The sequence below is a fragment of the Agromyces cucurbitae genome (assembly GCF_058349945.1).
This window is the reverse complement of record NZ_JBYRES010000004.1, coordinates 131,403-145,079: the sequence shown is the minus strand read 5'-3', so window position 1 is coordinate 145,079 and position 13,677 is coordinate 131,403. Positions and strand designations below refer to the sequence as shown.

General features: G+C 70.8%; 13 protein-coding genes. 7 read left to right on the top strand and 6 right to left on the bottom strand.

Going from position 1 to position 13,677, the window contains the following annotated elements; translation table 11 throughout:
• Positions 1 to 141: 141 nt before the first annotated feature.
• The 5 genes from AC3RJ6_RS15295 (at position 142) to AC3RJ6_RS15275 (ending at position 4,778) form a co-directional block, all read left to right on the top strand.
• Positions 142 to 1,173: a 6-phosphofructokinase gene (locus AC3RJ6_RS15295; RefSeq protein ID WP_491427956.1), complete on the top strand. Its 1,032-nt coding sequence runs from the start codon at positions 142 to 144 to the stop codon at positions 1,171 to 1,173.
• Between the two features lie 2 nt (positions 1,174 to 1,175).
• Positions 1,176 to 1,652 (top strand): 8-oxo-dGTP diphosphatase, encoded by a 477-nt coding sequence (locus AC3RJ6_RS15290; RefSeq protein WP_491427955.1) that lies wholly within the window; start codon positions 1,176 to 1,178, stop codon positions 1,650 to 1,652.
• A gap of 57 nt (positions 1,653 to 1,709) precedes the next feature.
• Positions 1,710 to 2,891, top strand: coding sequence for an inorganic phosphate transporter (locus tag AC3RJ6_RS15285; protein ID WP_491427954.1), 1,182 nt, complete (start codon positions 1,710 to 1,712; stop codon positions 2,889 to 2,891).
• Entirely contained in the window at positions 2,888 to 3,235 is a 348-nt protein-coding gene (locus AC3RJ6_RS15280) for a peptidase (protein WP_491427953.1), read from the top strand. The genes AC3RJ6_RS15285 and AC3RJ6_RS15280 overlap by 4 nt, the downstream gene beginning before the upstream one ends.
• Before the next feature lie 121 nt (positions 3,236 to 3,356).
• Positions 3,357 to 4,778, top strand: coding sequence for an NCS2 family permease (locus AC3RJ6_RS15275; RefSeq protein WP_491427952.1), 1,422 nt, complete (start codon positions 3,357 to 3,359; stop codon positions 4,776 to 4,778).
• 97 nt (positions 4,779 to 4,875) lie between these two features.
• Here the strand turns inward: AC3RJ6_RS15275 and AC3RJ6_RS15270 are convergent, their stop codons facing one another.
• On the bottom strand, positions 4,876 to 6,162 hold the full coding sequence (locus AC3RJ6_RS15270) for a uracil-xanthine permease family protein (RefSeq protein ID WP_491427951.1): 1,287 nt from the start codon (positions 6,160 to 6,162) through the stop codon (positions 4,876 to 4,878).
• Between the two features lie 133 nt (positions 6,163 to 6,295).
• Here AC3RJ6_RS15270 and AC3RJ6_RS15265 point away from each other — a divergent pair, with 133 nt between their 5' ends.
• Entirely contained in the window at positions 6,296 to 6,607 is a 312-nt protein-coding gene (locus AC3RJ6_RS15265; protein ID WP_491427950.1) for a DUF4190 domain-containing protein, read from the top strand.
• Positions 6,608 to 6,752: 145 nt separating this feature from the next.
• Here AC3RJ6_RS15265 and AC3RJ6_RS15260 read toward each other — a convergent pair whose 3' ends face one another.
• The 5 genes from AC3RJ6_RS15260 to AC3RJ6_RS15240 are packed head-to-tail and all read right to left on the bottom strand — an operon-like array spanning position 6,753 to position 11,804.
• The gene (locus tag AC3RJ6_RS15260; protein ID WP_491427949.1) at positions 6,753 to 7,487 is read right to left on the bottom strand and encodes a FadR/GntR family transcriptional regulator; all 735 of its coding nucleotides are present in this window, start codon (positions 7,485 to 7,487) and stop codon (positions 6,753 to 6,755) included.
• A gap of 10 nt (positions 7,488 to 7,497) precedes the next feature.
• Entirely contained in the window at positions 7,498 to 8,286 is a 789-nt protein-coding gene (locus AC3RJ6_RS15255) for a 3-oxoacyl-ACP reductase (RefSeq protein ID WP_491427948.1), read from the bottom strand.
• 29 nt (positions 8,287 to 8,315) lie between these two features.
• Positions 8,316 to 9,671, bottom strand: coding sequence for an aldehyde dehydrogenase family protein (locus AC3RJ6_RS15250; protein WP_491427947.1), 1,356 nt, complete (start codon positions 9,669 to 9,671; stop codon positions 8,316 to 8,318).
• Positions 9,668 to 10,399, bottom strand: a complete 732-nt coding sequence (locus AC3RJ6_RS15245) for a gamma-glutamyl-gamma-aminobutyrate hydrolase family protein (protein ID WP_491427946.1) — start codon at positions 10,397 to 10,399, stop codon at positions 9,668 to 9,670. Before AC3RJ6_RS15245 ends, AC3RJ6_RS15250 begins: the two co-directional genes overlap by 4 nt.
• A gap of 37 nt (positions 10,400 to 10,436) precedes the next feature.
• Entirely contained in the window at positions 10,437 to 11,804 is a 1,368-nt protein-coding gene (locus tag AC3RJ6_RS15240; RefSeq protein WP_491427945.1) for a glutamine synthetase family protein, read from the bottom strand.
• 223 nt (positions 11,805 to 12,027) lie between these two features.
• Between AC3RJ6_RS15240 and AC3RJ6_RS15235 the strand changes: the two genes are divergently transcribed.
• Entirely contained in the window at positions 12,028 to 13,623 is a 1,596-nt protein-coding gene (locus AC3RJ6_RS15235; RefSeq protein ID WP_491427944.1) for an amino acid permease, read from the top strand.
• The last annotated feature ends 54 nt before the right edge of the window (positions 13,624 to 13,677 follow it).

Here is a 13,677-nt window from a genome sequence, read left to right as displayed (position 1 = left end):
GCTTTCGCGTCGTGGCGAATCTGCCACGCAGGGCCCGTGGAACCGCGGTTCGAGAGTCGAGGTTCGCTAGACTTCCGAGCGTCGTGCCCCGATGAAGCGGCTCCAGCGACGATTCCCCCCAGCTCAAGGAGTCCAACGAGCATGAAGATCGGCATCCTCACCTCGGGCGGCGACTGCCCCGGCCTCAACGCGGTCATCCGCGGCGCGGTGCTCAACGGCGTGATCTCGCACGACACCGAGTTCGTCGGCTTCAAGTGGGGCTGGAGGGGCGTCGTCGAGGCCGACATCGTGCCGATCACCCGCCACGACGTCCGCGGCCTCTCGAAGCAGGGCGGCACGATCCTGGGCTCGAGCCGCACCAACCCGTTCGAGGGTGAGGGCGGCGGGCCCGAGAACATCCAGCGCATGCTCGACGAGCACGGCATCGACGCGATCATCGCCATCGGCGGCGAGGGCACGCTCACGGCGGCGCGGCGCCTCCACGACGAGGGCGGCATCAAGGTCGTCGGCGTGCCGAAGACGATCGACAACGACCTCGCCGCGACCGACTACTCGTTCGGCTTCGACACCGCCGTCGAGATCGCGACCGAGGCGATCGATCGCCTGCGCACGACGGCCGACTCGCACGGCCGGTGCATGGTGCTCGAGGTGATGGGCCGCCACGTCGGCTGGATCGCGCTGCACTCCGGCATGGCCGGGGGAGCGCACGCCATCCTCATCCCCGAGCAGCCGCAGTCGATCGAGCAGATCTGCGAATGGGTCGAGTCGGTGCGCGACCGCGGCCGCTCGCCGCTCGTCGTCGTCGCCGAGGGCTTCACGCTCGAGGGCATGGACGAGGCGCACTCGCACAAGGGCCTCGACGCGTTCAACCGGCCCCGCCTCGGCGGCATCGCCGACGTGATCGCCCCCATGATCGAGGAGCGCACGGGCATCGAGTCGCGCGCGACCGTGCTCGGCCACATCCAGCGCGGCGGCGCGCCCTCGGCCTACGACCGGGTGCTCGCCACCCGCCTCGGCATGGCCGCCATCGACGCCGTCTACGCGCACGCGTGGGGGTCGATGGTGACGCTGCGCGGCACCGACATCGAGACCGTCTCCATCGCCGAGGCCGTCGGCACGCTCAACCGCGTGCCGCAGTCGCGGTACGACGAGGCGCGCATCCTCTTCGGCTGACCGTGTACGACGTCTGCGTCTGCTACCTCCTGCGCGAGCGCGGGGGCCGCACCGAGGTGCTCCTCGGTCGCAAGCGGGAGGGCCTCGGCGAGGGGCGCATCGTGGCGCCCGGCGGCAAGCTCGAGCCCGGTGAGACGGCCGTGGACGCCTCCGTGCGCGAGGTCCTCGAGGAGGTCGGCCTCGTGGTGGCCGCCGCCGACCTCGAGCCGCGCGGCGTGATGACCTACCACTTCCCGCACCGCGAGCGGTGGAGCCAGCGATCGCACGTGTTCGTCGCGCATACGTGGACCGGCGAGCCCGAGGCATCCGACGAGCTCGACCCCGAATGGTTCGCGCTCGACGCCGTGCCGTACGAGCGCATGTGGGACGACGCCCGGCGCTGGCTGCCCGGCGTCCTCGCGGGCGGACGCGCCCATCGCACCTTCGTGTTCGGCGAGGATCTCGCGACGGTGGTGTCAGAGCGACCGACGGTCGCGTAGTATCGTCGGGGCGCCTGAACTCCAGGTGAACCGCACACTCTCGGAAGAAAGACGCCGGTGGATTCGACCCTCATCGTCGTGCTGGTCATCGCACTGGCGCTGTTCTTCGACTTCACGAACGGCTTCCACGACACGGCGAACGCCATGGCCACGCCGATCGCGACGGGCGCGCTCCGCCCGAAGGTCGCCGTCGGCCTCGCGGCCGTCCTGAACCTCGTGGGCGCGTTCCTGTCGACCGAGGTCGCCATGACGATCTCGGGCGGCATCATCAAGGAGGGGCCGGGCGGCGTGCTCATCACGCCCGAGCTCATCTTCGCCGGCCTCATCGGCGCGATCGTGTGGAACATGATCACGTGGCTGCTCGGGCTCCCGTCGTCGTCGAGCCACGCGCTGTTTGGCGGCCTCATCGGCGCCGCGCTCGTCGGCTTCGGCGTCGGCGCGATCGACTTCTCGGTCGTGCTGTCGAAGGTGATCCTCCCCGCCGTCCTCGCCCCGCTCACGGCCGGCCTCATCGCGTACCTCGCCACGAAGCTCGCCTACGCGATCACCCGCAGGCACGACGGCAAGCCCGACGGCCGCGACCGCTTCCGCCACGGACAGATCTTCTCCTCCTCGCTCGTCGCACTCGCCCACGGCACCAACGACGCCCAGAAGACGATGGGCATCATCACGCTCACCCTCGTCGCCGCGGGCATGCAGTCGGTCGGCAGCGAGGTGCAGCCGTGGGTCATCGTGACCTGCGCCGTCGCGATCGCGCTCGGCACCTACATGGGCGGCTGGCGCATCATCAAGACCCTCGGCACCGGCCTCACCGACGTCAAGCCCGCCCAGGGCTTCGCCGCGGAGACCGCGACCGCCGCGACGATCCTCGCCTCGAGCCACGTCGGCTTCGCGCTCTCGACCACCCAGGTCGCGTCGGGCTCGGTGATCGGGTCCGGGCTCGGTCGCCGCGGCTCCAAGGTGCGCTGGCGCACCGCAGGGCGCATCGGCGTCGGCTGGCTCATGACGCTGCCGGCCGCGGGCGCAGTGGGTGCCCTCGCCGCGTTCGTCGCCCTCCAGTTCGGCGTCGTCGGCATCATCGTCGACACGGTGGTCGGCGTCGGCGTCATCGCGGGTATCTTCCTCTGGTCGCGTCGCAGCGAGGTCACCGCGGGCAACGTCGTCAGCGAGGTCGCCGACTCGGGCCGTGCCGTCAAGATCAAGCGCAACCCGAAGCCGAAGAAGAAGGTCAAGAAGTGATCGACTGGCTCGCGTTCGTCCTCGTCCTCGTGACCGCGATGGTCGCCACGGTCGTCGTCGTCTCGGCGTACTCGCTCGGCATCCGCCTGCTCACGATCTCGGGCCGAACGCCCATCGTCACCCCGGCCGAGTTCACCGACGCCATCACGATCGTCACGCCGGCCGAGATCAAGGCCGCAGAGAAGCGCGCGAAGAAGGCGGCGAAGAAGAGCCCGCTCACCGAGGGGCAGAAGCGCGCCGCATTCGTCGGTGCATGGGTATGCTTCGCGGTGAGCGCACTTGCGGTGGTCTACGGCATCTACCTGATCGTCGGCGACCACATCATCAAGCTGTTCACCGGCTGAATCGCGTTCACCGGCTGAATCCGGGCTGCACCGCGCGTCCACACGCACGATCCGTCCCGGCGACACGACAGTCCACCCGTCGTGCGACCCTGCGCGCACGTCCCTCATCGAAGGTTCCCGGATGACCACTGCAACCCCGCCCACGACCGAGCCGACCGACGAGAAGCCCGTCGGCGCGCTCGACCGCTTCTTCGAGATCTCCGCCCGCGGCTCGAACCTCCTCACCGAGGTGCGCGGCGGCATCGTCACCTTCGTGACGATGGCCTACATCGTGATCCTCAACCCGATCATCCTGTCGACGCCCGACGTCGACGGCAACACCCTGAACGGCGCAGCGGTCGCCGCGGCGACCGCGCTGACCGCCGGGGTCATGACGATCCTGTTCGGCCTCGTCACCCGCCTGCCGTTCGCCTTCGCGGCCGGACTCGGCATCAACGCCTACATCGCGTTCTCGGTCGTCGGCCAGGTCACCTGGCCCGAGGCGATGGCGCTCGTCGTGATCAACGGCGTCGTCATCGTGCTGCTCGCGGCCACCGGACTGCGCAAGATGATCTTCGACGCCGTCCCGGTGCAGCTGAAGCTCGCGATCACCGTCGGAATCGGCGTGTTCATCGCGTTCATCGGACTCGTGAACGCCGGCTTCGTCACGGCGACGGGCAACCCGTCCCCGCCGGTCGGGCTCGGGGTCGACGGCTCGGTCGGGACCCTGCCCACCGTGCTCTTCGTCATCACGGTGCTCGCGGGCGGCGTGCTGATCTCGCTGCGCGTGAAGGGTGCGATCCTCATCGCCCTCGTGGGCGGCACGGTGCTCGCCGCCATCGCCAACGCCATCTGGCCGTTCGGCCTCGACTTCGGGTTCGCGGGCGGCATCGTGAGCCTGCCCGACCTCAGCCTCATCGGCGCCGTCGACTTCTCGTTCGACCTCGCCAAGGTCGGCGTGCTCGCGCTCGTGATGATCGTCTTCACCCTCGTGTTCTCGAACTTCTTCGACGCCATGGGCACCATGACGGGTCTCGCCGAGGAGTCCGGCCTCGCCGACGCGAAGGGCGACTTCCCGCGCATCAAGTCGGCGCTCGTCGTCGAGGGCGTCGGCGCGATCGTCGGCGGCAGTACGTCGTCGTCGTCGGCGACGGTGTTCGTGGAGTCGGGCGCCGGCATCGGCGAGGGCGCCCGCACGGGCTTCGCGACGCTCATCACCGGCGGCCTGTTCCTGCTGGCGATGTTCTTCACGCCGCTCACCTCGCTCGTGCCCGGCGCGATCGCCGGGGCGGCCCTGGTGCTCGTCGGCGCGATGATGCTCGCGCAGATCAAGAACATCGACTTCAGCGACTACCGCGTGCTGCTGCCCGTGTTCCTCACCATCACGGTGATGCCGATGACCTACTCGATCGCCAACGGCATCGGCGCCGGTTTCGTGAGCTGGGTCGTCGTGAACGCGCTCTCGGGCAGGGCGAAGTCCGTCCACCCGCTGCTGTGGGTCGTCGCCGGCGGCTTCGTGCTGTACTTCGCCCGCGGACCGATCGAGGCGCTCTTCGCCGGCTGAGCGACGTGCCGGCCGAGCGACGGGCCGGCGACTCCCTGAACGACGGATGCCTCGGGCCGCACGTGCGGCCCGAGGCATCCCGTGCGTCGTGGCGGCGTCAGTTCGTGCCGCGCACCTTCGCGATCGCGTTCATGCCGTGGTAGACGACGAGCGCGGCGACCGTGCCGAGCGCGATGCCGCCGAACACCACCGAGCCGAACTCGATCGTGAAGTTCGCGATGCCGATGATGAGGGCGACCGCGGCGGTGAACTGGTTCACCGGACGCGAGAAGTCGACCTTGTTGTCGACCCAGATCTTGACGCCGATGATGCCGATGAGGCCGTAGAGCGCGACGGTCGCACCGCCGAGCACGCCCGGGGGGATCGTCGCGACGAGCGCGCCGAACTTGGGGGAGAGGCCGAGCAGCACCGCGACGATGCCGGCGATCCAGTACGCGGCCGTCGAGTAGACACGAGTCGCGGCCATGACGCCGATGTTCTCGCCGTACGTCGTGGTGCCCGAGCCGCCGAACATGCCCGCGATCGTCGTCGCGATGCCGTCGGCGAAGAGCGCCCGCCCGGTCTGCTTGTTGACCGAGGGGTCGGTCATCTGCGCGACGCCGCGCACGTGCCCGACGTTCTCGGCGATGAGCACGAGCACGACCGGCAGGAACGCCGGCAGGAGACCCCAGACGGCGGGATCGGCGAAGGGGTTCGTCGCGAGGTGGAACGTCGGCAGGCCGACCCACGCGGCCGCCTCGACCGGCGCCCAGTTCACCTGGCCCTGGAGCACCGCCGCGACGTAGCCGACGACGACGCCGACGAGGATCGAGATGCGGCCGAGGATGCCCCTGAAGAGCACCGTCGTGAGCAGGATCGCGGTGAGCGTGATGAGCGCCGTGAGCGGCGCCTGGTCGAAGTTCGACTTCGCCGCGGGCGCGAGGTTGAGACCGATCAGTGCGACGATCGCACCGGCGACGACGGGCGGCATGAGCGCGTCGATCCATCCGGTGCCGGTCCACAGCACGAGCGCGCCGACGAGGGCGAGCATGATGCCGACCGAGACGATGCCGAACAGGGCCGCGCCCATCGGGTCGGCGACGAGCTTCGACCCGAGCGCCGCGGCCATCGGGGCCAGGAATGCGAACGACGACCCGAGGTAGCTCGGCAGCTTGTTCTGCGTGATCACGAGGAAGAGCAGCGTGCCGATGCCCGAGAAGAACACCGTCGTCGCCGGCGGGAACCCGGTGAGCAGCGGAACGAGGAACGTCGCGCCGAACATGGCGACGACGTGCTGCGCGCCGATGCCGATCGTGCGCGGCCAGCTGAGTCGTTCGCCGGGCGCGACGACGTCGCCGGGCGCGACGTGCTTGCCGTCGCCGTGCAGCGTCCAGGGAAGGTTCATGGGGCTCCGATCAGGTCTTGGGGCGGAAGTCCTCAGATCGTATCGGGGGGATACCCCCATACCGCCAGCCCCATCGCGTTCGTAGCGTTGAAGCAGATACCGGAACACCCGGTCGAGAACAGGAGCAGACACCATGACCACCGTCACCGACACCGCAGCCCAGGCGCCGTACCAGGGGCAGCCCGCCGCGTCCGTCGTGGAGTCGCGGGGCTTCAGCATCGCGAGCCTCGTGCTCGGCATCGTCTCCATCGTCGCGAGCTACACGTTCGTCGTGCCGGCCGTCGGCCTCGTGCTCGGCATCATGGCGCTCAAGCGCGAGCCCGCGACCCGGACCATGGCCGTCTGGGGCATCGTGCTCAACTCGGTGATGCTCGCGGGCGCCCTGCTCGTCGGGCTCGGTGCCGCGATCTTCGGACTCGTGATGCTGCCGTTCGCGTTCCTCTGAGCCGCACGCCGAGGCGGTCAGCGGGGTCCGAGCCGAGCTCGGGCCCCGCTCGTCGTTCGCAGGAGCGGGCGGCGCCCCGGCCGCCCGCCGGGAGGGCGTGGGGCGCGGCCGTGCCGCCGCAGCGGGCGCTCGGACGGCGCCCGGGTCAGCCGTAGAACCCGCGCAGCAGCGCCTCGGTGCCGGTGAGGTGCTCGGCCATCGCCGCGCCGGCCTCGTCGGCGGAGCCGCGCAGGATGGCGGCGACGATCGCGCGGTGCTGCTCGTCGGAGTGCACGATGTTCGGTGCGAGCAGCGGGATGCCGTCGAGCAGCTCGTTGATGCGCATGCGCACCTCGGCGACGAGCGGTGTCACCGACTCGGCGCCGATGACCTCGGCGATCACGAGGTGCAGTCGCGAGTCGGCGACGCGGTACTGCACCGGTTCGGCCGTGGCGCATTCCTCGCACGCCTGCCAGAGCCGATCGCGGTCGCCCGCGGTGAGCTCGCTCTCGGCGGCCCGGCGCGCCACCCCGACCTCGACGACGGCGCGCAGGGCGAGCGTGTCCTCGAGCTGCACGCGGTCGACGATGCGGGTGCTGGGGGTCGTGCGCTCGGGCAGCGGGTCGGACACGAAGGTGCCGCCGTACCGGCCTCGACGGGAGACGACCCAGCCGGCGTCGGCGAGCGAGCCGATCGCCTCGCGCAGGGTGTCGCGACTGACCTCGAGCGTGACCGCGAGCTCGCGCTCGGCGGGCAGTCGCTCGCCCGGCGGGATGAGCCCCAGCCGGATCGTCTGCAGCAGCCGCTGCACCGTCTCCTCGAAGGCGTTCGCGGGCCGTGCGGGCCGCAGGAGGAGCCCGGCGTCGAGGACGTCGGGGCTCTCCTGCGGTGCGTGCTCCATGGCTTCGAGCTTAGAGCGGGGTCACGTAGGCGGCGCTGATGCCGCCGTCGACGAGGAAGGTCGACCCGGTGATGAACGACGCGTCGTCGCTCGCGAGGAACGCGACGGCGGCGGCGAGCTCCTCGGGCTTGGCGAAGCGGCCGACTGGCACGTGCACGAGGCGTCGCTGGGCGCGCTCGGGGTCCTTCGCGAACAGCTCCTGGAGGAGCGGCGTGTTCACCGGCCCGGGGCAGAGGGCGTTCACGCGGATGCCCTGGCGCGCGAACTGCACGCCGAGCTCGCGGCTCATCGCGAGCACGCCGCCCTTCGAGGCCGTGTACGAGATCTGCGAGGTCGCCGAGCCGAGCACCGCGACGAACGAGGCGGTGTTGATGATCGAGCCGCGACCCTGCGCGACCATGTGACGCAGCGCGGCGCGCGAGCACAGGTAGACGCTCTTGAGGTTGACGTCCTGCACCTTCTGCCAGGCGGGCAGTTCGGTCGTCTCGATGGAGTCGTCGTCGGGCGGGGAGATGCCGGCGTTGTTGAACGCGACGTCGACCGAGCCGTACACGCGGGCCGCCTCGTCGAAGAGGTGGTTCACCTGCTCCTCGTCGGTGACGTCGACCTGCACGAACAGGCCGTCGACCTCGGCCGCCGCGGCGGCGCCGGTCACGGGGTCGAGGTCGCCGATGACGACCTTCGCGCCCTCGCCCGCGAGGCGCTTCGCGGTCGCGAGGCCGATGCCGGAGGCACCGCCGGTGATGACGGCGACCCGGCCGGCGAGGCGCTGGGTGAGATCGATCTGGGTGACGGTCATGGTGCTCCTTGCGGTTCTCGGTGGCGTCGTCAGTCGACGGCGATGAAGACGTTCTTGGTCTCGGTGAAGGCGAGCGGAGCGTCGGGCCCGAGCTCGCGGCCGAGGCCCGACTGCTTGAACCCGCCGAACGGCGTCGCGTAGCGCACCGAGGAGTGCGAGTTGACGGAGAGGTTGCCCGATTCGACCCCTCTGGCGGCTCGGATGCCGCGACCGATGTCGCGCGTCCAGATCGAGCCCGACAGCCCGTAGCGCGAGGCGTTCGCGAATCCGACGGCGTCGGCCTCGTCGTCGAAGGGGAACACGCTCACGACGGGCCCGAAGATCTCCTCGGTCGCAGCCGGCGCCGTGCGCGAGGGCGTGAGCACGGTGGGCGGGAACCAGTAGCCGGGGCCGTCGGGTGCCGTGCCGCGGAAGGCGACGTCGGTGTCGTCGGGCACGAACGAGCGCACCCGGTCGCGGTGGGCGGCGGCGACGAGGGGGCCCATCTCGGTCGCCTCGTCGGCCGGGTCGCCGACGACGACGCCCGCGACGGCGGGCTCGAGCAGTTCCATGAACCGCTCGTACACGCTGCGCTCGACGAGGATGCGGCTGCGGGCGCAGCAGTCCTGGCCGGCGTTCTCGAAGACGCCGTACGGCGCCGTCGCCGCGGCGCGCTCGAGGTCGGCGTCGGCGAACACGATGTTCGCGCTCTTGCCGCCGAGCTCGAGGGTGACGCGCTTCACCTGCTCGGCGCAGCCGGCCATGATGCGCGTGCCCACCTCGGTCGAGCCCGTGAAGACGACCTTGCGCACCGTCTCGTTCGTGACGAACCGCTCGCCGACGACCGAGCCCTTGCCGGGGACGACCTGGAACAGCCCTTCGGGCAGGCCCGACTCGACGGCGAGCTCGGCGAGCCGCAGGCTCGTGAGGGGGGTCCATTCGGCGGGCTTCAGCACGACGGCGTTGCCGGCGGCGAGGGCCGGTGCGAATCCCCAGGAGGCGATCGTCATCGGGAAGTTCCACGGCGTGATGACGCCGACGACGCCGAGCGGCTCCTGGAAGGTCACGTCGAGACCGCCGGCCACGGGGATCTGGCGGCCGAAGAGCCGCTCGGGAGCGGCCGAGTAGTACTCGAGCACGTCGCGCACGTGGCCCGCCTCCCAGCGCGCCTGGCCGATCGGATGCCCCGAGTTCCGCACCTCGAGCGCGGCGAGCTCCTCGATCGCGCCGTCGACGGCCGTGGCGAACCGGCGCAGGGCGCGCGCCCGGTCGACGGGTGCGACCGCGGCCCAGTCGCGCTGTGCACGGGCGGCCCGTGCGATCGCGTCGTCGGCCTGCTCGACGGTGGCGGGCTCGACGGTCGCGACGACCTGCTCGTCGGCGGGATTGACGATCGTGTGGGTCATGGTCGGGTCCTCTCGCGGTGGGTCCGGGCGGCACGGTGCTCGCGGGCGGCCTCGACGAGTCCCGCGAACAGGCGACGGTCGGCGGCGTTCTCCTCGGGGTGCCACTGCACGCCGACGCCGAACGCCGCGCCGGGCAGCTCGACGGCCTCGATGACGCCCTCGGCCGTGCGTGCCGTGACGACGAGCCCGTCGGCGACCTCGTCGAGCGCCTGGTGGTGGTACACGTGCACCGGCAGGTCGTCGGACGCTCCGACGAGGCCGGCCAGCCGGGAGCCCGGCTCCACCTCGACGGTCGTCTCGCCGAAGACGGCGGGGCCGGGCTGGTACGCCTCGCTGCCGACGACGTCGGGCAGGTGCTGGTGCAGGGTGCCGCCGAGGGCGACGTTGAGCATCTGGGCGCCGCGGCAGATGCCGAGGAACGGCAGGTCGGCGTCGATGGCCGCCGTGAGCAGGGCGTCCTCCCAGTCGTCGCGGTCGACCCGGGGCGCGCCCGTACGGTCGTGCGGCGCCTGCCCGTAGCGGGCGGGATCGACGTCGGCGCCGCCCGCGACGATGAGGCCGTCGAGCGTGGCGAGCACCCTTCGTGCGATCGCGGCCGAGACGGGCTGCGGCGGCAGCAGCACGGCGATGCCGCCCGCGTCCGTCACCGCGTCGAGGTACACCTTCGGCAGGAACGAGGCGGGCACGTCCCAGACGCCCGTCTGCGCCTGCTCGAGGTAGGTGGTCACGCCGTCGCCCCCCGGCCCGACCACTGAGTCGTCGAAGTCAGAGCCGTTCGAAGCCACGCACCCGCTCCCAGTCCGTGACGGCCGCGTCGTACGCGGCGAGCTCGATGCGCGCGTTGTTGAGGTAGTGCTCGACCACCTCGTCGCCGAACGCCTCGCGCGCGACGGCCGACGACGCGAAGAGCTCGGCGGCGTCGCGGAGTGTCGCGGGCACCCGGGCCACGTCGGACTCGTAGGCGTTGCCGGCGAAGAGCTCGTCGGGCTCGAGCTCGTGCTCGATGCCATGGAGCCCCGCCGCGATGAGCGCGGCCACCGCGAGGTACTGGTTGACGTCGCCGCCCGGCACCCGGTTCTCGACCCGCATGCCGTGGCCGTGGCCGACCACCCGCAGCGCGCACGTGCGGTTGTCGAGGCCCCAGGCGATCGCGGTCGGCGCGAAGCTGCCGGCGACGTAGCGCTTGTACGAGTTGATGTTGGGCGCGGAGAAGAGGGTGAGCTCGCGCATCGCGGCGAGCTGGCCGGCGAGGAAGTGCCGGAACAGCTTCGACATGCCGTGCGGTGCATCGGGGTCGCTGAAGACGGCCTCGCCGCCGGCCCCGCGCAGCGAGATGTGGATGTGGCAGCTGTTGCCCTCGCGCTCGTTGAACTTCGCCATGAACGTGATCGCCTTGCCGTGGCGGTCGGCGATCTCCTTGGCGCCGTTCTTGTAGAGCGAGTGGTTGTCGCACGTCGTGAGCGCATCGGCGTAGCGGAACGCGATCTCCTGCTGGCCGAGGTTGCACTCGCCCTTCACGCCCTCGCAGTACATGCCGGCGGCGTCCATCGACCGGCGGATGTCCTGCAGCAGCGGCTCCATGCGGGTCGATGCGAGCAACGCGTAGTCGATGTTGTAGTCGCTCGCGGGGGTGAGGTCGCGGTAGCCCTTGCGCCAGGCCTCGCGGTACGAGTCGTCGAAGACGATGAACTCGAGCTCGGTGCCGACGAAGGCGGTGAGGCCGCGCTCGGCGAGGCGCTCGAGCTGCCGCTGCAGGATGCGCCGGGGCGAGGGTTCGACCGGGGCGCCGTCGAGCCACCGCAGGTCGGCGGTCACGAGGGCCGTGCGCTCGAGCCACGGCGTCATGCGGAGCGTCGCGAAGTCGGGGATGAGCGCCATGTCGCCGTAGCCCCGCTCCCAGCTCGACATCGCGTAGCCGTCGACCGTGTTCATCTCGACGTCGACCGCGAGGAGGTAGTTGCACGCCTCGGCCCCGTGGGCGCCGACGTCCTCGAGGAACAGCCGGGCCGAGACGCGTTTGCCGACGAGGCGTCCCTGCATGTCGGTGAACGCGACGATCACGGTGTCGACGTGATCGTCGGCGACCGCGCTGCGCAGCTGTTCGAGCGTCAGGTGACCGGTGGGTGCCGACATCCGGGCTCCTCCTTGAGTTTGGAATGGTCGGTTCTGGCGACCATTACATCACAGGATGTCGCCACGAGTGAACGCCGTTCAGCCTACATCGCGAAGGATCGTCCGGCTGGCCCCCGAAAAATGGTCTGTACAAGCGACCATTGGGCGCCCTATCATCGTGCCCACCACATCGCACCCCCGCGCGCCGCCGACCGGCCCGCGCGATGACCTGCAAGGGAGCAGCATGGCCAAGGACACGCTCAAGGTCTCGGGCGTCACGTACGCGACCGCCGACGAGGGCTATTTCGAGAAGCGGCGGTTGAAGCGCTCGGCGGGCGTCTGGGGGCTCTGGGGCCTCGCCGTCGCCGCCGTCATATCGGGCGACTTCTCGGGCTGGAACTTCGGCATCGACTTCGCCGGATTCGGCGGCATGCTCATCGCCTTCGCGATCCTCATCGTCATGTACTACGGCCTCATCTTCTCGATCGGGGAGATGAGCTCGGCGATGCCGCACACGGGCGGCGCCTATTCGTTCGCGCGGGCGGCGATGGGCCCGTGGGGCGGATTCATCACGGGCCTCGCCGAGACGATCGAGTACGTCGCGACGACGGCGGTGATCGTGTACTTCTCGGCCGCCTACGCCGACGGCATCACGAGCGAGCTGCTCGGCTTCTCGATGCCCGCGTGGATCTGGTGGGTGATCCTCTACGTCGCGTTCATCGCGCTCAACGCGGCCGGCGCGAACATCTCGTTCAAGTTCGCGATCGTCGTGTCGATCATCTCGATCGCGATCATCCTCGTGTTCAGCGCCATGGCGATCTTCTCGGGCGCCTTCTCGTGGGACGCGCTGTGGGACATCGCGCCCGACCCCGGGCAGACCGCGTTCCTGCCGCACGGGGTGCTGCCGATCCTGTTCGCGCTGCCGTTCGCGATGTGGTTCTTCCTCGGCATCGAGGAGCTGCCGCTCGCGGCGGAGGAGTCGCACGACCCCGTCCGCGACATCCCGCGCGCCGGGCTCATCGCCCGGGCGACGCTCATCATCACGGGCCTGCTCGTGCTGTTCCTCAACACGGGCGTCATCGGTGCCGAGGCGACCGGCACGGCCGGGGAGCCGCTGCTCGACGGGTTCCGGGCGATCGTCGGCGACGGCGCCGCAGCCGTGCTCGCGCTCTTCGCGCTCATCGGCCTGCTCGCCTCGCTCCAGGGCATCATGTTCGCCTACGGGCGCAACATGTACTCGCTCTCGCGGGCGGGCTACTACCCGAAGTTCCTCTCGCTCACCGGCAAGCGGCAGACCCCGTGGGTCGCGCTCGTGGCCGGTGCGGTGATCGGCTTCGCGGCCCTCGTCGTGCTCGACGTCCTCGCGCGGATCGACGAGAAGGGCGCGGGCGCGGTCGCCGGTGCGATCGTGCTCAACATCGCGGTGTGGGGCGCGGTGCTCGCGTACCTCCTGCAGATGGTCGCGTTCGTGATCCTGCGCCGCAAGTTCCCGAACGCGAAGCGCCCGTACGTCAGCCCCTGGGGCGTCACCGGCGCCGTCGTGGCCGCGGGCATCGCCGCGCTCATCTTCCTCGGGTTCCTGCTCAACCCGACGTTCGTGCCCGCGATCATCGCGATCGCGGTCGTCTACGTCGTCATGCTCATCGGCTTCGGGGTGTGGGGCCGGCACCGGCTGATCCTCTCGCCCGAGGAGGAGTACGCCGTCTCCGGCGGGCTGCACGGCGACCCGCAGGCCGAGGGCTACGGCGGCGCCGTCGAGGAGGAGCTGCTGGCGACCGACGGCGTCGACGAGCCGGGGCGGCTCGCGACCGACGCGGTCGACGAGCCCGATCGCGCCTAGCGGCGCCGACGGAGCGGCGGCGGGCGTGGGGGCGCCCGCCGCCGCTCCGTGCGT